The sequence below is a fragment of the Pseudomonas sp. PDM01 genome (assembly GCF_014852325.1).
GTDB lineage: Bacteria > Pseudomonadota > Gammaproteobacteria > Pseudomonadales > Pseudomonadaceae > Aquipseudomonas > Aquipseudomonas migulae.
This window is the reverse complement of record NZ_JACVBK010000008.1, coordinates 1-20,682: the sequence shown is the minus strand read 5'-3', so window position 1 is coordinate 20,682 and position 20,682 is coordinate 1. Positions and strand designations below refer to the sequence as shown.

The following is a 20,682-nucleotide window of genomic DNA, read 5'->3' as shown; positions in this document are numbered from 1 at the left end:
GCTACAAATATCAGGGCTTGAACCCCTGCCCCAACAACCAACTGCGAACCATCCTGCCTTGCTCCATCGTCAACCCGGCCAAAGCTTGTTCCGCCGGTTCAGTGCGCAACCGCCGCACCAACGGCGCCAACTCAACCCCCTGCACATGCCAGATCCCCAACGGCTGATCCGCTGTAATCACCACCTCGGCCTCATCCACAAACCCATCCTTCAACACCGGCGCCCGCTCGATCCGCAGCGCGGCAAAATCCGCCTCGGCATGCGCCACCTCGGCATCCGGCCACTGCCGCCGCGCCTGCCAGAATGGTTGATCCAGCCAACGCTGCTCATCGGCATAAAAGTCCCGCCCGATCCGCGCAAAACGCAAAAACAACTGCTCTACCCGCTGCTGATGAAAGCGCTGGGCCAACGCCGACCGCTCAGGTTTTCGCAACAACGTGTTGATCACCGTCGGCGCCTGCAACGCCGAGGACAAGGACTGAAAGATGCCATTGCCCGACAGCGGGTCGACCGCCATCGCCGCATCGCCGACCCGAATCCAGTTTTCGCCGCACACCTGCGGGCTCAGAATCGCGGTGCTGCTGCGGGCGTGCAGCTGTAGATCGACCTCATGTTCGACACCAAAAAACTCACGCGCCAACGAGGAACCCTGGCGCTGCCCGCGACAGTAATCGAGCAACTGCGCCTTGCCCGGCAGCTCGGCGCTGGCGACGTCCACCGTCCATTGCCAATAACACTGACCGTCCGCCCGCCGCGCCATCCACGCCCAGCCGTCCGCAAGACTTTCCACGGCACTGGCGGTGTTGCCCGGCGCGCCTTGCCAGCGATTGAGCAGGCTGACCGTCTCCGGCCCGCGCAGCCCCTTGCCGAGTGCGGGTGCCTGGCGTCCGCGCGCCTCCACCAGAAAATCGGCAACCAGCGCTTCGTGCCCTTCAATCTCGACCCGATGTCCCTCCGCCGAGGTCTGAACGCTCAGCACCCGACCTTCAATCAGCTCAACGCCCGCCAGGCGCAGGTCCTCGCGCAGTCCTCGATCAAAGCTCGGGCGGTCCAGCAGGAATTCGATGTTTTGCGCATGCTGCTGACCGTTCCACGACACCTGCCGCTGCGACGGCAACGCCGCATCCGCCAGCGCCTGATGCAGACCGGCACCGCGCAAGGCCTCCAGCACCCGCAGCGAAACGCCTTCCAGCGCAGCGAACCGGCGCCACTCGCTGACCAGCGTCACGGGGTAACCGAGCCGCCGCAAGCCCAAGGCAACCGCCGCCCCCGCTGGCCCCGCGCCCAGAATCAGGATCATGCTCCGAAGCGCCGTTCAGGACCGCGATAACGGGCATTCTTGCGCAGCCAGTCGATGATCTGTTCGTTGCTCGCCTCGGGCTGTGAAACGAGGAACCCGGCAATGTGCCCGCTCAACGCCGCGCAGCCCAGACTGGCACCGGACTGCCCCGGATACGTCCCGTGCACGCACGCCGCGAAATCCGCCTGAGCGCTGTTGAGCCATGACCATTCCTGTTCGGCGCAACGTGCATCGCCGGTCACCCGCAGCACCTGTGGATAATTCGCCGGGAACACGCCATCGCCCTGCGCCGGGCTCGACGCACACAGCAGAATGCCTTGCGCTACCGCTGCCGCGCAGGCTTCGCGCAACAGACTGCGGTCCTGGCGCAAACCGAGGCTCAGATTGATCAGCCGTACGTCCTGCGCCACCAGCCAGTCAATCGCCGTGGCGATCTGCAAAGCGCTGGTGACGCCACGCTGGTCGAACACCTGAGCCACGCAGAACACCGCAGAAGGAGCCCGATGACTGATGGCTTCGATCACCGCACTGCCGTGGCCGAGCGGGTCGTCGCGCAAGTCACTTTCGGCCAGACTGTCCGCCAGCAACGAGAACCGTCGTCCGGCGATCACCTGCACCCGCTGCGCCGCCGAATGGCCGCTGTCCACTACACCGATTCGCAGTTCAGACTTCATGCTGCACCGTTTTCGACGTGAGCACGCCGTCGAGCAATTCAAAGCGCAGGTCGGCATCGGCCAGGGTCGAGGGGCGATGACTGATGAGGATGCGCGTGCGTCCGGCAAACAGTCGGTCGATGGCCTCGATCACTTCGCGCTCGGTGGCTTCATCCACCGCCGAAGTGGCTTCGTCGAGCACCAGAATCAGCGGGTCCTGCAACAGTGCCCGGGCAATTGCGATGCGCTGTTTCTGCCCGCCGGACAACTGCTGACCGCGTTCGCCCAACGGACTGTCGAGGCCTTCGGGCAAAGAGGCGATCAGGCTGTCGAGTTGCGCCAGCCGCGCCACGTCGGCGATTGCTTCGCGGCTGGCGTCGGGCACCGCGTAGGCCAGGTTATCGGCGAGGCTGCCGCGAAACAGCACGATGTCCTGACTGACCACGGCAATCCGCCGGCGCAACTGGAACAGGTCCAGTTCCCGCAGGTCGACTTCGCCGAGCAGCACCCGCCCGGACTGTGGATCGTGATGCCGTTGCAGCAAATCGATCAGCGTTGATTTGCCGACGCCGGAGCCGCCGCTCAGGGCGACTTTCAATCCGTAGGGAATCCGCGCTTCGATGCCGCGCAAGGTGCTCGGCCGACCGGGATGGCCGAAGTGCACGTCGTCGAAACGCAATTCGCCGGAGGTCGGCATTGGCTGGGGTGCAACGGGGCTCAGCACGGTCGGTTCTTCACCGCGCAATTCCATGACGCGCCCCAGACTGACCGTCATCCGCTGAATCGCCACGTAGAGACCAAGCAGACTTTGAACCGGTCCGACCGCCATCCCCAGGTAGGTGGAAAATGCGATCAGCGCGCCGAGTTGCCACGTCCCTTGCACCACCCAATAACCGCCAATCAAAAACGCACAGGCACGGGACAGCGAGGTCAGCGTGCCCGGCACCGCCTGGGTGAAAAATTCGGTGACTTGAAGACGCAGCAATTGACTCATGTAGCCCTGCCCCAACGCCTCCAGACGCCGCGACTCACGTTGCTGCTGACCGGCCGACTGAATGAATTTCATCACCGGCAGGGTCTCGACCATGAACGACGACATGTCCGCCGAACGCTCGCGCAACTGGCGCACATCGCGCTCGACCTTGCGCCGCATCCAGCGCAGCCAGAGCACATCGAGAGGAATCAGCACCAGCGCCAGCAGCGACAACTTCCACGACAACGTCAGCAACATCGCCACGGCGACCACCAGGCCGATCACGCTCGACACTGCCGAGAACAGCGAATCCACGGCGAAGCGCTGGATCTCCGCAACATCGCCATCGAGGCGCGACATCAGGTCGCCAATCCGCCGTTGCCCGTAGAAGCTCGGCGACAGGGTTTGCAAATGCCGATAAAGGTCGTCGCGCAGCGAGAACAGAATCCGCCCGGACAGCCGCGTGTGCAGGTAACGATTGATCCCCGAGAGCGCCGTGCCGAGCAGCCCGGCGACGATCATCAACCCGGCGATCAGCACCAGCATGGGGAAGTTGCGCGCCAGCAAGCCATCGTCGATCAACAGCTTGGTCAGCCAGGGTTGCACCAGCACCAGCGACGAGGCGCAGACCGATAAACCGAGCAGTCCGGCAATCGCCAGACGATGCGGGCGCACAAAACTGTAGAGCCAGCGCAACGCCGCTTGCAGGGCTTCGGGATTCTGGCTGTCGATCAGCCGAACGATCAGGCGCTGCATCACGAACGCAACTGTTTGAGCTTGCGGTACAAGGTTGCGCGGCTGATGCCCAAGGCGTCGGCGGCGGCCGAGACGTTGCCCTGATGGCTGTCCAGGGACTGGCGAATCAGCTCCAGTTCGTTTTCGCGAATGCTCCCGGACGCCGGCCGCTCGCTGGCGTTCAGTTCGTCGAGCATGCTGTCGGGCAAGTGATCGAGGGTGAGGACGGTGTCCCCCGGTTCGCGCATGGCCAGCGCCGTGCGCAAGACCATTTCCAGTTGGCGGATGTTGCCCGGCCAGTGGTAACCCGCGAGCAAGCGGTTCAAGTCGTCATGCAGGAGCATGGCCGGTGCATCTAGCCTGGCCAGCAGACGACCGACCAGCGCGTTGAAATCGTCGCGTTCGCGCAGGGCCGGCAGCATCACGCTGATACCGTTGACCCGATAGAACAGGTCTTCACGGAAGTGTTTTTCTTCGACCAGGCGTTTGAGGTCGCGGTGGGTCGCGCAGATCAGGGCGACGTCGATGTCCTGTTCTTCACCGGCGCCCAAAGGCGCGACCTTGCGGTCCTGCAATACGCGCAGCAGACGCGCCTGCAACGCCAGTGGCATGTCGCCGATTTCGTCGAGAAACAACGTGCCGCCATGGGCCTGTTGCAGACGCCCGACCATGCCGCCGCGACGGGAACCGGTGAACGCACCTTCGCGGTAGCCGAACAGTTCCGACTCGATCAGGCCTTCGGGGATCGCCGCGCAGTTCACCGCGACAAAGGGCTTGTCGCAGCGGCTGCCAGCCATGTGCAAGGCGCGCGCGATCATTTCCTTGCCTGTGCCGGTTTCGCCGAGCAGCAACACCGGCAACTCGTTGGCCAGCCCCTGACGGGCCATGCGCAAGGCGCGGGCATAACGGTCGTTGCTGCCGGCCAGGGCGTCGAGATCCGGTTGAGGTTTGGCGGTTTTCGCCGGGCTGCGCGGCGGCGTGCTGACGTTGATCGAGCGCTGCGGCGCACGCAGGGTTTTGTAGAAGAACTCACCTTTGGCGGTCTGCAAACTGCCGACGCCGCCCTGATGCAAACGCGACAACAGTTGTAAGCCATCGACGCCGAGAAACTCTTCGCAACGGCGACCGACCAGCGCCGAGCGTTCGGCATGGAGCAACTGACACGCCTGGGCGCTGACCGCAAGAATCTGCCCGCCAAGGCTCACCGCCAGCAAGCCCTGCCAAGGGGATTCGAGGTACTGCCGGCGGCTGTGGAACGCCAGCACGATCTGGTCGGGGAAACTGGCGTTGAACACCCGGCTTTCAATCTGGCTGACCGCCATGGCCAACAGCGCGGTGCTGTCGTGAACGCGGCCGAGCGGGCCTTCGCGGGTCAGGTCGAGGACGCCGAGGATGTCGCCTTGCGGGCAATAAATCGGCACTGAGGTGCAGGAGAAATCGGTCAGGCGATCGAGGTAATGCTCGCCGCAATCGATCATCGTCGGCCGGGCTTCCACCAGCGCGGTGCCCAGCGCGTTGGTGCCGCGAGCGGCTTCGCTCCAGCAGGCGCCAAGGGTGATGTCTTGCAGGCCGCTGCCCTTGAGGCGATCGGCACGGCCTTCGACCGCGAGGATGGTGGCGTCGGAGTTGGCGAGGATGATCAGGCCTTCCTTGCCCTGGCGGTCGGCCAGGTAATCGATCGCCGGCAATGCCGCGTCGATCAGCAGGCGATTGTTCGCCAGCAGCACGTCGAGGCTCGCGCTCGATTCCAGCGCCAGTTCATGCTTGCTGTTGAAATGCACGCCATGGCTGAGGCTGCGTCGCCACGATGCATCGATTTCCGCCCGCAACACGCCATCGGGGACTTCACCCTCAAGATGGAGTTTTTCCCGGGCCAGCCGGGCTTCACGGTGCAGCTTGGGGGAAGTTGTTTTTATTAGCGTCATCAAGCGCTCCGGATCGGTCCGCCCTGCGCTCTTTTAAGTTCAGCGCCCTGCCGCAATCTTTACGTTAACGTCAGGGCGATGGCAAGTGTGTTTCATCCGTTGTACCGCGTTATCGTTCTTCGCGGGCAAGTCGGGTCGCCGCACCGCTCGCTCCTACAGGTTCAGCGTCGCCCACAAACAGGCGAGTCAACTCAGGCACTGTAGGAGCGAGCGGTGCGGCGACCCGACTTGCCCGCGAAGGCGATCATCCAGGCACCCCACAACTCAGATCCGCCACACCTCGGGCCCGACAAAAAACGCCCGTGCATTGTCCTCAAGACTCTCCAGGTGATACCCACCCTCCTGCACAATCAGGCACGGCAACCCAAGGCTGCGAATCCGCTCACCCAGCCGCGCAAACCCTTCCCGCGTCACCGCCACTTTGCTCTGCGGGTCCAGCTCGAAAATGTCGAACCCCAGGGACAGCACCAACACCTCGGCAGCGAAATCCTTCACCGCCGCCAGCGCCACCTCCAGTTGCCCAAGAAAGTCCGCCTCACTCGAACCATGGGCCATCGGCAAATTCAGGTTGTACCCCTCGCCCGCGCCGACACCGCGCTCATCCGCAAACCCGGCAACCCCCGGATAGAAGTTGGTCGGATCGCCATGCACCGAGACATACAGCACATCATCGCGGTCGTAGAAAATCTCCTGAATCCCCTGACCGTGGTGCATGTCGGTGTCGAGCACCGCAACGCGTTCAAACCCGCCGCGCAACACCTGAGCCGCCACCGCCGCGTTGTTCACATAGCAGAAACCACCGGCCGCTTCGGCCCGGGCGTGATGCCCCGGTGGACGGCACAACGCATAAGCCGCCGGCTCGCCATCAAGCAACGCCTGCGCGCCGGCCACTGCGCTTTGCGCCGACCAATAGGCCGAACGCCAGGTCTGTTCGCCCACCGGGCAACTGCCATCCGCCAGATAACGTGCGGCCTGAGCCAGGATTCCGCGCAGAGCGTTTGGCTCACGGACGAAGATATTCGACATCACTTCGTCGCCCCAATCTTCCGGGATTTCCTTCCAGCGCTGATGCGCTTCCTGGAGAAACGCCAGGTACGGCGCACCGTGCACCGCCAGCAGCGGATCAAGTCCGGCATCCACCGGCTGCTCGACTTTGAAACCCAGCGAGCGAGACGCCTGCACCAGTCGCTGCGCACGCTCCGGCACTTCCTGCGGCGTGCGCATCTGTCCGCGGGAGTAATAGCTGCGTGGATGGTGAAGCAATTGTTCGGGATGGAAAAAACTGCGCATGGGCCTGATTCCTGTCAGTTAACGTAATTCTCGAATCCGAGTGCACCCTCCTGTAGGAGCGAGGCTTGCCCGCGAAGGCGGTGTGTCAGTCAAACGTCGATGTTGTGCTGACGCCTTCGCGGGCAAGCCTCGCTCCTACAGGGATCGGGTTTATTCAGTTCTGCCGGCGCGGGACAGCACGGCGTTGAGCAGCACGTCGGTGCCTTGCCGCACGTCTTCCGGCAGAACGTCTTCGGCTTCGTTATGACTCAAGCCGCCGACACACGGGATGAACACCATCGCCGTCGGGCAGAACCGCGCCAGGTGAATCGCGTCATGCCCGGCACCGCTGACAATCGATTGCTGAGCGTAGCCCAGGGCATCCACAGCGTGCTGCACCGCCGCCACGCAGTCTGCGTCGAACGGTGTCGCCGGGCTGATCCAGTGCGGGGTGATCGTCAGGTTGAGGCCGCGACCGTCGGCAATCGCCTGCAGCCGCGCGCGCACTTGCTGCTCCATCGCATCGATGGCGTCGTCGTGGTGATGACGCAGGTCGACGGTAAAATTCACCAACCCGGGAATGGTGTTGCGCGACGACTTGTTGATGCTCAACTCACCAACGGTGGTCAGGCCCTCCGGGGCGAAATCGGTGGCCAGACTTTCAATCGCCTGAATCATCCGCGCCACGCCGTACAGTGCATCCTTGCGCAGGGGCATCGGCGTGGTGCCGGCGTGAGCGGCCATGCCTTCGACCCGCACGTCGAGCCAGCGAATCGCCTGGCCGCCGCTGACCACGCCGATGCTCTTGGCGTTGTCTTCAAGGATCGGGCCTTGTTCGATGTGAGCTTCAAAATACGCATCCACCGCGCCGCCCAACGGACGCTCGCCGGCATAGCCGGTACGCTTCAGTTCATCACCGACGCTGATGCCGTCGGCATCCCGCACCGCCAGCGCCGCGTCCAATTGCATGATGCCGGTGAACACCGCCGAGCCGAACATCGCCGGGGTGAAGCGCGCGCCTTCTTCGTTGGTCCACACCGCCACTTCCAGCGGCTTGCGGGTCTGGATGCCGAGATCGTTGAGGCAGCGCACCACTTCGAGGCCGGCGAGCACACCGTACACGCCGTCGAAGCGTCCGCCTTCAGGCTGAGTGTCGAGATGGCTGCCCATCATCACCGGCGCAGCGTCCGGGTCAGTGCCGGCGCGGCGGGCGAACAGGTTGCCGATGGCGTCCACGCTCAGGGTCATGCCGGCTTCGCGGCACCAGTGGGCAAACAGTTCACGACCGGCCTTGTCTTCATCGCTCAAGGCCAGTCGGCAACTGCCGCCACGGGCGGTGGCGCCGATTTCGGCCATCGCCATCAGACTCGCCCACAGGCGTTCGCCATTAATCTTCAACATAAGATCCTCCAAGACAATTCAAATCCCTGTAGGAGCCGGCTTGCCGGCGATGGGTCCTTCAAGACATGCACTAATCTTTCGGACGCCATCGCCGGCAAGCCGGCTCCTACAGGTTCGGTTGTGCGTAATTGATCGGTGTCAGGCGTTGGCCAGCTCAACGCGTTCAGCGTTGGCATGGCGACGGGCAAGGGACAGCACGCAGACCAGCGAAGTCGCGGCAATCAGGCTGTAGAACAGCGCCATCGGCCACCATTGACCGGCGAATTTATGCGCCAGCAGCGTGCCGATCAGCGGCGTCAAACCACCGGCCACGGCGCCACAGATCTGATACGCCAGCGAAATCGCCGTGTAGCGCACGCGGGTCTCGAACATGCCGCTGACGTACCCGGCGATCACCGCGTAGAACGACGCCATGCACGCCACTGCCAGCGCGATGCCAAGGATGATCAGCGGTGCCTGGCCCGAGCTGACCAGCACGAACATCGGGTACGGCGAAGCCATCGCCAACAACGACACCAGGCACAGGAAACGCGTGGCGCCGATTTTTTCCGCGAGCCACGCCGCCAGCGGCTGGATGCAGAACTGAATGATCGCCACCACAAACAGGCACTCGAGGATCAGCGAGCGCGGCAACTGCAGTTGCTGGGTGGTGTAGGCGATCATGAAGGTATTGGTGAAATACACCCCGGCAATCCCCAGGGTGTTGGCGCCGATGCACAACAACAGCGGACGCCACGCGGTGCGCAGGACTTCCATGACCGGCGCCTGCTCTTTACGCGTGCTCTTGGCGGCGAGTTCGCGACTGGCGAGGAACTCCGGTGACTCGTTCACGCCCAGGCGAATCGCCAGCCCCACCAGCAGCAGCAACGAACTGGCGAGGAACGGCAAGCGCCAGCCCCAGCTCATCAGGTCTTCTTCCGGCAAACGGGTGACTGCGCTGAATGCCAGCAGCGACAGGATCAAACCGGCCGGGCTGCCAAGTTGCGCAAAGGACGCGAAGAAATTGCGGCGACCTTTCGGCGCATGCTCGCCGGCCATCAAGACCGCCCCGCCCCACTCGCCACCCACGGCAATGCCCTGGACGATGCGCAGCAGAATCAGCAGTACCGGCGCTGCGGCGCCGATCTGTGCATAAGTCGGCAGCAAACCGATGCAGACCGTGACCACGCCCATCATCAGCAAGGTGATGATCAGCGATTTCTTGCGCCCGATGCGGTCACCGATGTGGCCGAAGATGATCCCGCCCAACGGCCGCGCAAAGAAGCCCACGGCGAAAGTGCCGAACGCGGCCATGGTGCTGAACAGTTTGTCGTCGGAGGGGAAGAACAGCGCACCGAACACCAGCGCGGCGGCGGTGGCGTAAATGTAAAAGTCGTACCACTCGATCATGGTGCCGATGAAGGCTGCGGCTGCCGCACGGCGTGGCTGGGAAGAAGCTGGGGGCTTCATGGTTCGGACTCCATTGATTGTTTTTTTGGCAGGAGAAAAGCAGTAAATCCAAGGCACTCTGACGGCGCCTGTCTGGGAGTGATTTATCGTCCCGAGGCTATGATTAGTCAATTTTCTATTTATTATGCGCAGTATTACGACAGCTTATAATCGAGAGCCACATGGTCGAACGCGATGTGCAACGCCTGCTCAATGACCGACTGGACTGGAACCTGCTGCGCACCTTTCGGGTGATCGGCCAGGAGCTGAGCATCAGCCGCGCCGCCGCCCGCCTGCACCTGACACAACCCGCCGTGAGCCAGGCATTGAAGCGTCTGGAAGAACAACTCGGCCGCCAACTGATCGCCCGTCGCGGTCCACGTTTTGCCCTGACCGAAGTCGGCGAGCAGATCTTCGCACTGGCCGGGGAAATCTATGGGCAGATGTCCCAGGTCAGCAGCGTGCTGGAGCAACCGGCCGACGAAGTGATCGGCAAGGTGCGCCTGCTGATCATCAGCCGGATCTACTCGGAACGCTTCGATGACTTCCTCGCGGACTTCCATCGGCAGCACCCGCGGGTCGATCTGGAGGTGGACGTGATGCGCAGCTCCGACATCGTCAGTGCGCTTCAGGAAAAAACCGCGACGCTGGGGCTGAGCCTCAATCGCCGCCCGCAACCGCGCCTGGAACAACGGTTGTTCCTGCGTCAGCGCTATGCGTTTTTCTGCGGCAAGCATCATGCAATGTTCGGCCAGCAGAACGTCGATCAAGGGGATTTGCAGCGGGAGAATTTCGTCAGTTTTACCAGCGACCAGATCGGCGGCATGCTCTCGCCGCTGACGATTTTTCGCGATCAGCAGGGCTTCAGTGGACGCATCGTGGCGTCGTCACCGAGCCTGGAAGAAGTGCGGCGACTGGTGATCGCCGGGTTCGGTATCGGTTGTTTGCCCGAGCACGTGGTGGCGGCGGACATCGACGCCGGATTGCTCTGGCGCCTGCCGCCCCACGAAGGGATTGCCGACGTGGACATTCATTTGCTGTGGAACCGCGAGCAGCGCATGAGCCGGGCCGAGACGATATTCATCGAGAGCCTGCAACGCTGCCTGACGGCTTAGACCCGCAACACCTGCGCGACCGGTTCACCGGCGCGCAAACGTTCGAGCAAGCGCGGTTCGGCATGATCAGACGCCAGCGCCTGCTCGATGACACCGGCCGCAGTGTGCCAATCGAGAAACAGCACGCCGTTGTCGTCCGCCAGCACCAGATCACCCGGCTGCACGGTGACGCCTGCGCAGTGAATCGGCTGGTTGATCTGGCTGTCGCCGCGACCGTGCAGCTTGGTGGTCAGCAGGCTGGTGCCGCGAGCGAAGACCGGCAATCCGCCCTCACGCAGCTCCAGCAAATCAGTCACGGCGCCGTCGACCACGATGCCCGCCGCCCCGGCACAACTCGCGGCACAACTGGTCACCGCGCCGACCGGTGCGTGTTGCCAGTCGCCATCGGTGTCGATAACCAACACGTCGCCCGGCTTTATCAGCGCCAACGCCTGGTTGACGGCAATGGCATCGGCGCCCACCAATTTCAGGGTTAGCGCACGGCCCACCAGTTTCACGTTGGGCACCATCGCCCGCAGTTGCGAGTCGGCAAAACCCGCCTCCAGAAAATGGCCAAGGGTCGGAAAGCTCACCGCTTTGAACTGCTCGATCAACTGTGACTCATCCATTCTGCGGCTCCCTGGCAATCACCTCGGCCACACAGTCGATTTCCAGCGACACGCCCCAAAGCGCCACGCACACCGTGGTTCGCGCCGGCGGCGCATGGCCGAGAAACTCGCGATACACCGCATTGAACGGCTCCAGTTGCGCCGGATCGGTGAGGTACGCGTTGACCTTGATCACGTGGCTGAAACCCGAACCGGCTTCAATCAGGATCGCCTCGAGATTGCGCAAGGTTTGCCGCACCTGTTCGGTGAAGTCCGCGGGCTGCTCATCGAGTGTGCTTTGGGCCGGAATCTGCCCGGCGGTGAACACCAGATGGCCGCTGACCACCGCTTGAGAGTAAGGCCCGACCGGGCCGATGAAGCCCGGAGCGGATTGAATTCTGCGCATGTTGTTGAGCTCCATGAATCAGGCCGCAGCCGATTTGAAAGGTTTGCGAACGGGTTGATCGGCAGCCGGACCCGCCGCCGGGATTTCGCTGATGTCGCGCTTGAACGTCTCGGTCAGCAGCAACAGCGCCAGCAAGGAAATCAGCGCCGCGCCGATCATGTACCAGGCCACCGACGAGCCTTTGCCGGTCGCTGCGAGCAACGCAGTGGTGACGATGGGCGTTGCGGCGCTGCCGAGCAGGCCGGACAGCATGTAGCTGATCGACAGTCCCGAATAACGCACGCGGGTGCCGAACAACTCCGCCAGGAAAGTCGCGATAGGCCCGTAGTTGGCGGCAAATGCGGTCATCAACAGCAAGTAGCCGAAGATCACCAGCGACAGCTCCTTGGTGTCCATCAGCCAGAACATCGGGAACGCGACCAACGCCTCGGCAACGATGCCGGCGACAATGATCGGCTTGCGACCGAAACGGTCCGACAACGCGCCGAACACCGGCAGCATGACGATGCACCAGGCACAGGACAGCAGCACCACGCCCAGCATCACGCTGCGACTGAAACCGAGATTCTGCGTGCCGTACGTCAGGCCGAACGCGACGATGATGTTGAACGACGCGCCGGTCGACATCGTCGCAATACCGCCGAGCACCACTTGCTTCCAGTACTTGCGAAAGACTTCGGCCAGCGGCATTTTCACCTGCACTTCCGCTTCCTTGACCTTGTTGAAGGCCGGGGTTTCGGCGATGTTCAGGCGGATGTACAAACCGACGGCAATCAGCAAGACGCTGGCCAGAAACGGAATGCGCCAGCCCCAGGCCAACAGGTCCTCAGGCGACAGCCACGCGGCGATCACCAGGAACGCCAGGTTGGCAATCATGGTCCCGGCCGGGACGCCGATCTGCACCCAGGAACCGTACAGGCCGCGCTTGTTGGCCGGCGCATGTTCCACCGCCATCAACACCGCCCCGCCCCACTCACCACCCAGCGCCAGGCCTTGAATCACCCTCAGCAATAACAACAGGATCGGCGCCCATATCCCGATGGCCGCGTAATTGGGTAACAAGCCGATCGCGAACGTGGCGGCGCCCATGGTCAACAGCGAAATCAACAACATTGACTTGCGACCCAAGCGATCACCGAAGTGCCCGAACAACGCCGCACCGACAATCCGCGCCAGATACGCCGAAGCGAAGGTGCCAAATGCCAGCAATGTGCCGATCAGCGGCACGAAGTCCGGGAAGAACACCTTGTTGAAGACCAGCGCCGACGCGGTGGCGAAAACAAACAGGTCGTACCATTCCACCGTGGTGCCGATGACACTGGCCACGGCAACTTTTTTCATGCTGATTGCAACTTCCGGCGGGGCACCGGACTTTTCTGCGGACGATAGATCGCTCATCACTGACTCCAGGAATTCTTCAGAACTCGTTTATTTAATTGTTTTGACTGGCAGTAAATCGTTTGAGAGTGAGGGATTGTTGTTATGTATCGCCCAACTGAGTGGGCGAGTTTTTATATTCAGTAACCCAGTAATCGGTCCGCGTTATTCAATAAAGGTTCGCCGGCATTTAAACGGCGAAAGTTCTCCGCAACTTGTTCGGCAATGCAGTCGTGGGAGGCTGCCGAAGCCATGTGCGGCGTAATCGTCACACCGGGCATTGTCCAGAGACGGTGATCAACCGGCAGTGGTTCTTGCTCGAAAACATCCAGCAGCGCGCCGCGCAGTTTTCCTCGTTTCAGGGCGTGTTCGAGGTCGTCGATATTGAGATGACCGCCCCGGCCGCAATTCACCAGCGCAGCGCCATTGGCCAATTGTTCGAAAGTTGAATGACCAAGAATGCCGCGGGTTTCGCTGGTCAGCGGCAACAAGTTGATCAGCAACTCCACACCCTCGAGAAATGGTTTCAGGTTTGCCGCACCGGCGAAGGTCTGGACGCCGTTTATCGACTTGCCACTGCGCGCCCAGCCACGAACGTCGTAACCGGAAGCGGCCAGATCCTGAGCGATGGCGCTGCCCAGCGATCCCAGCCCCATCACTCCCACCTTGAATTGCCCCGCCGCCCGTTGCAGCGGCCGCTCCCAGCGCTGCTCCTGTTGCTGCAACAGCACATGATCGAAACCACGGTGATAGTGAATCACCGCCCAGCGTACGTATTCGGTCATGCCCTGACGGTGGCCGGGATCGACCACCCGGCACACCGGCAGATCCGGGCACGACGGGTCGTGATCGAGGTGATCAATGCCGGCCGCCACCGAGTGAATCACCTGAAGGTTCGGTAACGCGGCGAGGCTGCCCGGCAAAGGGAACCAGCACGCGGCAATCTGCGCATTTTTGGCCAGCGGATCATCCGCCAGCACGGTGGTGAGCTGCGGCGCGCTGCGGGCGAACGCGGCTTGCAGTTGCTTGAGCAGCAAGGTGTCGCGGGACAGCAAAACCACGGTGTTCATGACAGATAGGACTCGCGCTGGGATTCGATCAGAGTTAAAGCGGCCTCCCAGGCCAGGTCGATGATGTTGTCCTGCTCATCGCGGTCAAACTGCTCGGCGGTGTGTGCACACACTTCCGGCGACGGGTAATGCAACGCGGAACCGCCAGCCAGCGCCGCCACCTGCGCCTGGCAGGCCCGCTCCAGAAAGTGGATCTCCTGGAACGCCTGAGCCACGCCGGAGCCACCGACCAGCAAACCGTGATTGCGCAGGATCATTGCCCGGTGCGGCCCCAGATCAGCAATCAACCGCTCGCGCTCATCCAGCGACAACGCAATGCCTTCATAGGTGTGATACGCCAATTTGCCGTAGAACTTCAGCGCGTGCTGACTGATCGGCAACAGGCCCTGCTTCTGCGCCGCAACGGCCATGCCGGCGGCGGTGTGGGTATGGATCACGCAATTCAGGTCCGGACGGGCCATGTGGATCGCCGAATGAATGACGAACCCTGCGGCGTTGACCCGATGACCTTCGTAATGCGGGTCGACGACTCGCCCTTCCTGATCGATGCGCACCAGATCCGAGGCGCGCATGCGGTCGAAAATCACCCCATAGCGGTTGATCAGAAAGTGATGCTCAGGCCCTGGAATCCGCAGGGTGATGTGGGTGTCGATCAAATCGGTCATGCGAAAGTGCGCGACCAGCCGATACAGCGCAGCCAGTTCGCAACGGGCCTTCCATTCAACCGGGCCGATGTGTTCAGGTTTACTCACGAATACACCTCTTTAGCAGCGTGGGTGACGACCGGGTTGGCGCGCAGGCGGGCCAGCCCGCAAACACCGATCAGGGACAGGGCCGAAAGCAAGGTGAAGAACACCGCCAACGGCAGCCATTGTCCGGAAAACTTGCTCGCCAGCAGCGTGCCGATCAGCGGCGTGGTGCCGCCAGCCAATGCACAACTCAACTGGTAAGCGATGGAAATGCCCGAGTAGCGCAGGTGCACCGGGAACGCCTGGGTCATGTAACCGGCGATCACCGCGTACAGCGCCGAAAGGATCACTACCGCGAGGGCGATGCCGAGGGTCATCAACAGAATGTTTTGCGTGCCCACCAGCAAGAACATCGGGTACGGCGTGACCATGCACAGCAGCGCAACGAGCTTGAGAAAACGACCTTCGCCGATGCGCTCGGCGAGCAGTGCGCTAAGCGGTTGCGAGAGCAACTGAATGACGGTCACCAGGAACAGGCAATCGAGAATCGTCGAGCGTGCGATGCCCTGATACTGGGTGACGTAGGTGATCATGAAAGTGTTGGTGAAGAAGAACCCGGCCGAGCCGATGGTCACTGCGGCGGCAGCGAACAGGATCTGCCGCCAGCACGTGCGAATCACGTCTTTCACCGGGTATTTGGCGGTCTCGTTGTTGTCCCGCGCCTTGGCGAATTCCGGCGACTCATGAACGCCGGAGCGGATCATCAGGCCGACCATCATCAGCACACCACTGGCGAGGAACGGCAGACGCCAGCCCCAAGCCAGGAAGTCTTCGGGTTCGAGTGATGTCACCAAGCGAAAAGCAATCAACGCCAGTAACAAACCGGCCGGGCTGCCGAGTTGGGCGAATGATGCGTAGAAGGTTTTGCGCTTGGCTGGCGCGTGTTCGCTGGCCATCAACACGGCCCCGCCCCACTCGCCTCCGACGGAAATGCCCTGGATCAAACGCAGCACGATCAGGCCGATCGGTGCCCAGATACCGGCGCTGGCGTAACTCGGTAACAGACCGATGCCGGCAGTTGCCACGCCCATCAGCGCCATCGTCACCAGCAACATTTTCTTGCGGCCCAGACGGTCGCCCAGATGTCCGAAAACCATGCCGGCCATGGGACGGGCGATGAAGCCGACGGCGAAACTGCCAAAAGCCGCCAGGGTACTCATCACCGGGTCGCTGCTGGGAAAGAACACTTGCCCAAGCACCAACGCTGCCGCTGTGGCGTAAATGTAAAAGTCGTAGAACTCGATGGTCGTGCCAATGAAGGCAGCGGCCGCCGCTCGACGCGGCTGTGCGGTGGTGTGCATGCAAGGACCCTGTGTATTTATAGTTTTGGGCAGGTACTGAAGGCTGTTTACGGTTGCGCTCTGTGGCGCTTGTGGGCTTTATCGCTTCCATGCCAGGATTAGTCAATTTTCATATTCTTATCTTTACTATTAGCACTGCTACTACATGGGATTGTCATGACTTCCACTAACCCCTGGGTGGGCCGACGTTTTCTGAATGATCGCCTCGACTGGAACCTGCTGCGCACCTACCTTGTGATCGGCCAGGAAGGCAGCATGAGCCGTGCCGCAGCGCGGTTGCACATCACGCAGTCAGCCGTCAGCCAAGCGTTGAAACGGCTGGAAGAACAACTGGAATGTGTGTTGATTGCCCGTAGCGGGAGACGGTTTGACCTGACGGAAACCGGGGAAGAAGTCCTGCGCATTGCGACGGATATCTACGGCGATATTTCGCGATTGGGCACCGTGGTGGAGAGTCGTCACGATGACGTGGTGGGCAAGATCCGCATTCTCACCGTCAGCGGTGTGCAGGCGCGGCATTACGACGAGTTCCTCGCCGATTTCCATGAAACCCACCCGAAAATCGAGCTGGAAGTCGAAGTGATGGGCAGCTCGAACATCATCAGTTCGTTGCTGCAGAAGACCGCGACCATTGGCGTCGGCCTGTGTCGTTTACCGCAGCCGCGGCTGGAACAGCGGGTGCTGTTCCGCGAGCGTTATGCGTATTTTTGCGGGCAGCGTCATCGGCTGTTCGGACAAGAGAATCTGACGCTGGAACAGCTCGCCGCAGAAAACTTCGTCAGTTTCACCAGCGACCAGCTCGGCGGTAATCTTTCACCTCTGACGCTGTTTCGCGACCAGCAGGGTTTTACCGGCAAGATCGTTGCTTCATCGACGAGCTTCGAAGAGATTTACCGATTGATTTGCGCAGGTTACGGGATTGGCTGCCTGCCGACGCATTTGGTGAAAAGGGATGTCGAGCAAGGGTTGCTGTGGCGGTTGCCGCCGGAGGATGGGGTGGTGGATTTTGATATTCAGCTGCTGTGGAATCGTGAGCAGAAGATGAGTCAGGCGGAAACCGTGTTCCTCGAAAGCTTCCAGCACATGCTCAGCATTCGTGAGCCTGTGCTGTGAAGCCTTGATCGGTTAAACGTGAGGATCGCCAGGCGGTTTGCTCGGCGTGGCGTATTGCGGCTTCAGGTGGCCGTCCTGATCGAGTAACCAGGCGTCCATGATCTGTCGCACCACAGGCCCGGCGACGCGACCGCCGGCCTCGCCGTTTTCGATCATCACCGAGATGACAATCTTCGGGTGCTCGGCTGGCGCGAAGCCGACAAACAAGGCGTTGTCGCGGTTCCGCTCCAGGGTTTTCGCCCGGTTGTAGCGCTCGCCCTGTTTGATCGCGACCACTTGCGCGGTACCACTTTTCCCGGCGATGCGATATTGGGCACCTTGGGCCGCCGCTCGGGCGATCCCGCGAGCGTCGTGCATGACCATTTGCATGCCGTGGTTGACCTGCTCCCAGTCACGCGGGTCTTTCAACAGGATGTTTGGCATCGGATGCTCATCCACTGGCGTCACACCGTCCACGGTCTTGGCCAGGTGCGGACGGTTCCAGACACCTTTGTTGGCGATCAGCGCAGTGGCTTGAGCCAGCTGCAGCGGCGTGACCTGCATGTAACCCTGGCCGATGCCGAGGATCACCGTTTCGCCGGGGAACCACGCCTGACGGCGCGTGGCGCGCTTCCAGGCCTGAGACGGCATCAAGCCGGCAGACTCTTCGAACATATCCAGCGAGACCTTCTCGCCGAGCCCGAACATCGCCATGTAGTCGTGCAGGCGATCGATGCCCAGCTTGTGCGCCAGGTCGTAGAAGTAGGTGTCGTTGGAGCGCATGATCGCCGCGTCCATGTCCACCCAACCGTCGCCGCTGTGGTTCCAGTTACGGTACTTGTGATCGAAGTCCGGGAGCTGGTAATAACCCGGGTCGAAGACGCGGGTCTGCGGGGTCACGACACCCGCATCCAGGCCGGCAATCGCCACTTCAGGCTTGATGGTCGAACCGGGCGCATAAAGACCGCGCAGTACGCGATTGAACAGCGGCCGATCGATGGAGTCATGCAGTGCCGCGTACTCCTTGAAGCTGATCCCGGTCACGAACAGGTTCGGGTCAAAGCTTGGCTTGCTGACCATGGCCAGCACTTCACCGGTCGATGGATCGAGCGCGACCACTGAACCGCGACGATCCCCCAAGGCTTCTTCGGCGGCTTCCTGAAGTTTGACGTCGAGGCTCAGGACGATGTTTTTACCGGGTACTGGATCGGTGTGTTTGAGCACTCGCAGCACGCGACCCTGGGCGTTGGTTTCGACTTCTTCGTAACCGACGTGGCCGTGCAATTCTGATTCATAAAACTTTTCAATCCCGGTTTTGCCGATGGATTGGGTTCCGCGGTATTCGACAGTGTCCAGGGCCTTGGATTCTTTCTCGTTGATTCGACCGACATAGCCGATGGAATGGGCGAAGTGCGCGCCCATCGGGTAATGGCGGACGAACTGCGGCTCTACGTCGATTCCTGGCAGGCGGAATTCGTTGACGGCGAGTACAGCGATTTGCTCTTCACTGAGTTCGTAGAACAGCGTGACGGGCACAAAGGGGTGGCGCGCCTGCTTCATCGCCTTGTCGAACAGCGTCCGGTCTTCAGCGGGCAGGTGCAGGAGATTGACCACCTCGTCCAGCTCTTCTTTGACGTCAGCGGCGCGTTCGCGGGTGATGGTCAGGTTGAAGCTGGGGCGGTTGTCGGCGAGGACCACGCCGTTGCGGTCGTAGATCAATCCGCGCGTGGGGGTGATCGGCAATACGTGGACGCGATTGTTTTCGGAGATGGTCGAGTGATAGTCAAACTCGACGACTTGCAGCACGTACATGCGCACCACCAGTGCGCAGGTGATAGCGACAACGAACAAGGCGCAAGCCATCAGTCTTTTGTTGACCAGGCGCGTCTCTTTTTCGTGGTCCTTGATCGGTATCGGTTGGGGCATTTCTGCAGCTGCTCTTTAACTAAAAAGGGGCGCCGATCCGTAGGCTTGAAATCAGTCCGTTAAAAAACGAGCTGCACCATACCAAAAACCGTGCGGTCACTTTAGTGCGATTTCCTCTAACGGTTGTCCTTGAGGGCCAAAACGACGGTTGGTTTTTTCTGACTCGTGCGATTTGTTCAAAATTGATATTCCGATTCATGCATTTTTCTTGCAGATAGGCCTGTGGATACTGGGTGCATGTCATTCCCTTTTTTGGAGTCATTTCATGCATCCACGATTTACGCGATTACTCGGTTCGAACGGTTTTTCCATTGGGCTGGAGCTGCCACTGGATAACGATTGGTCCAGCGACGGCCAGCGCCGACGAATTGCCGAAGACCGCCCTTTCGGTGTTCCGGATCTGAAGCAACATGCAGCGATGGCGAGGCTGGCGGACAAGGCTGGGTTCCGTGCTCTGTGGGTCCGCGATGTACCGGTTTACGACCCGAATTTCGGCGATGCCGCACAGGTTTTCGAAACCTTTTCCTACCTTGGGTACCTGGCCGGAATCACCGACAACATCATGTTGGGTACGGCGGCGGTTGTACTTCCATTGCGTCAGCCTTGGCTCACCTTGAAGTCAGCAAACAGTGTTGATGAGTTGAGCGATGGGCGTTTACTGCTTGGCGTGGCCAGTGGTGACCGGCCTATGGAATATCCATTGTTTGGGGTCGATTACGATCAGAGGGGAGAGATTTTTCGCGACACGGTGGAGTTATTGCGCGACCAGGGTGAAGGCCGCCTGCCTGAAGGTGCGCACTTGCTTCCGCAACGAGATGAAGCGGCTCCATTATTGGTGGCAGGTCTTGGTCAGCAATCACCCGCATGGATTGGTGAGCACATGGATGGCTGGCTCGCCTACCCGGGTACGCCAGATGAACATCGGCGCCGGGTCGGGTTGTGGCGCGAGGTGGGTGGGGATAAACCTTACATCAGCTTTGTCCACCTTGATCTGGCAGCCAATCCTCACGCCCCGATGCGACGTGTGCGTTTCGGCGGCATTTGCGGGCGGTTGGCGCTGATTGATGAGCTTCAAGCATTACGTGAAGCCGGGGTACAACATGTTGGCCTGCATGTGCGTCGTAGCGAACGCCCGGTTGCCGAGGTTATTGAAGAGATTGCTGAATACGTTCTGCCAAAGTTCCACTGACAATGCAGTGCCTTCAAGGGCCGCCAATGTGGCTGCCCTTTTTTCGCCACTTTCCTGCGGGCAAAACAAAACCCCAACTGCTTTCGCAATTGGGGTTTCGGAATTTAATCTTGACGATGACCTACTCTCACATGGGGAAACCCCACACTACCATCGGCGATGCATCGTTTCACTGCTGAGTTCGGG

General features: G+C 61.3%; 17 protein-coding genes. 3 read left to right on the top strand and 14 right to left on the bottom strand.

Features of this window, described 5'->3' with window-relative positions; all coding sequences use genetic code 11:
* Positions 1-10: 10 nt before the first annotated feature.
* The 7 genes from IB246_RS20095 to IB246_RS20065 all read right to left on the bottom strand — a co-directional run bounded on the left by IB246_RS20095 (position 11) and on the right by IB246_RS20065 (position 9,705).
* Complete coding sequence (locus IB246_RS20095; protein WP_008045087.1) at positions 11-1,300, bottom strand: NAD(P)/FAD-dependent oxidoreductase; 1,290 nt, start codon at positions 1,298-1,300, stop codon at positions 11-13.
* The gene (locus tag IB246_RS20090) at positions 1,297-1,974 is read right to left on the bottom strand and encodes a S8 family serine peptidase (RefSeq protein WP_008045085.1); all 678 of its coding nucleotides are present in this window, start codon (positions 1,972-1,974) and stop codon (positions 1,297-1,299) included. Before IB246_RS20090 ends, IB246_RS20095 begins: the two co-directional genes overlap by 4 nt.
* Positions 1,964-3,682, bottom strand: a complete 1,719-nt coding sequence (locus IB246_RS20085; RefSeq protein WP_008045084.1) for an ABC transporter ATP-binding protein — start codon at positions 3,680-3,682, stop codon at positions 1,964-1,966. Before IB246_RS20085 ends, IB246_RS20090 begins: the two co-directional genes overlap by 11 nt.
* Positions 3,682-5,586, bottom strand: a complete 1,905-nt coding sequence (locus tag IB246_RS20080) for a sigma-54-dependent Fis family transcriptional regulator (protein ID WP_008045082.1) — start codon at positions 5,584-5,586, stop codon at positions 3,682-3,684. Before IB246_RS20080 ends, IB246_RS20085 begins: the two co-directional genes overlap by 1 nt.
* A 264-nt stretch (positions 5,587-5,850) precedes the next feature.
* Positions 5,851-6,876, bottom strand: coding sequence for a histone deacetylase family protein (locus IB246_RS20075; RefSeq protein WP_008045079.1), 1,026 nt, complete (start codon positions 6,874-6,876; stop codon positions 5,851-5,853).
* Between the two features lie 150 nt (positions 6,877-7,026).
* Complete coding sequence (locus IB246_RS20070; protein ID WP_008045077.1) at positions 7,027-8,256, bottom strand: Zn-dependent hydrolase; 1,230 nt, start codon at positions 8,254-8,256, stop codon at positions 7,027-7,029.
* Positions 8,257-8,394: 138 nt separating this feature from the next.
* Positions 8,395-9,705, bottom strand: a complete 1,311-nt coding sequence (locus IB246_RS20065) for an MFS transporter (protein ID WP_008045075.1) — start codon at positions 9,703-9,705, stop codon at positions 8,395-8,397.
* 161 nt (positions 9,706-9,866) lie between these two features.
* On the opposite strand from IB246_RS20065, the gene IB246_RS20060 reads away from it, so the two are divergent.
* On the top strand, positions 9,867-10,799 hold the full coding sequence (locus tag IB246_RS20060) for a LysR family transcriptional regulator (protein ID WP_008045073.1): 933 nt from the start codon (positions 9,867-9,869) through the stop codon (positions 10,797-10,799).
* On the opposite strand, the gene IB246_RS20055 is transcribed toward IB246_RS20060, so the two are convergent.
* The 6 genes from IB246_RS20055 to IB246_RS20030 all read right to left on the bottom strand — a co-directional run bounded on the left by IB246_RS20055 (position 10,796) and on the right by IB246_RS20030 (position 16,289).
* Positions 10,796-11,407, bottom strand: a complete 612-nt coding sequence (locus tag IB246_RS20055; protein ID WP_008045071.1) for an RraA family protein — start codon at positions 11,405-11,407, stop codon at positions 10,796-10,798. The two genes, IB246_RS20060 and IB246_RS20055, sit on opposite strands and share 4 nt — an antisense overlap.
* The gene (locus IB246_RS20050; protein WP_008045069.1) at positions 11,400-11,792 is read right to left on the bottom strand and encodes a RidA family protein; all 393 of its coding nucleotides are present in this window, start codon (positions 11,790-11,792) and stop codon (positions 11,400-11,402) included. The genes IB246_RS20055 and IB246_RS20050 overlap by 8 nt, the downstream gene beginning before the upstream one ends.
* A gap of 18 nt (positions 11,793-11,810) precedes the next feature.
* Positions 11,811-13,190 (bottom strand): MFS transporter, encoded by a 1,380-nt coding sequence (locus IB246_RS20045; RefSeq protein ID WP_008028000.1) that lies wholly within the window; start codon positions 13,188-13,190, stop codon positions 11,811-11,813.
* A gap of 119 nt (positions 13,191-13,309) precedes the next feature.
* Positions 13,310-14,239, bottom strand: coding sequence for a 2-hydroxyacid dehydrogenase (locus tag IB246_RS20040; protein ID WP_008045065.1), 930 nt, complete (start codon positions 14,237-14,239; stop codon positions 13,310-13,312).
* Complete coding sequence (locus IB246_RS20035; protein ID WP_008045063.1) at positions 14,236-14,991, bottom strand: class II aldolase/adducin family protein; 756 nt, start codon at positions 14,989-14,991, stop codon at positions 14,236-14,238. Before IB246_RS20035 ends, IB246_RS20040 begins: the two co-directional genes overlap by 4 nt.
* Complete coding sequence (locus IB246_RS20030; RefSeq protein WP_008028008.1) at positions 14,988-16,289, bottom strand: MFS transporter; 1,302 nt, start codon at positions 16,287-16,289, stop codon at positions 14,988-14,990. Before IB246_RS20030 ends, IB246_RS20035 begins: the two co-directional genes overlap by 4 nt.
* 156 nt (positions 16,290-16,445) lie before the next feature.
* On the opposite strand from IB246_RS20030, the gene IB246_RS20025 reads away from it, so the two are divergent.
* Entirely contained in the window at positions 16,446-17,402 is a 957-nt protein-coding gene (locus IB246_RS20025; RefSeq protein WP_008028009.1) for a LysR family transcriptional regulator, read from the top strand.
* 12 nt (positions 17,403-17,414) lie between these two features.
* On the opposite strand, the gene mrdA is transcribed toward IB246_RS20025, so the two are convergent.
* Complete coding sequence (gene mrdA / locus IB246_RS20020; RefSeq protein ID WP_008045061.1) at positions 17,415-19,307, bottom strand: penicillin-binding protein 2; 1,893 nt, start codon at positions 19,305-19,307, stop codon at positions 17,415-17,417.
* Between the two features lie 265 nt (positions 19,308-19,572).
* On the opposite strand from mrdA, the gene IB246_RS20015 reads away from it, so the two are divergent.
* Complete coding sequence (locus tag IB246_RS20015) at positions 19,573-20,496, top strand: TIGR03571 family LLM class oxidoreductase (RefSeq protein WP_008028013.1); 924 nt, start codon at positions 19,573-19,575, stop codon at positions 20,494-20,496.
* The last annotated feature ends 186 nt before the right edge of the window (positions 20,497-20,682 follow it).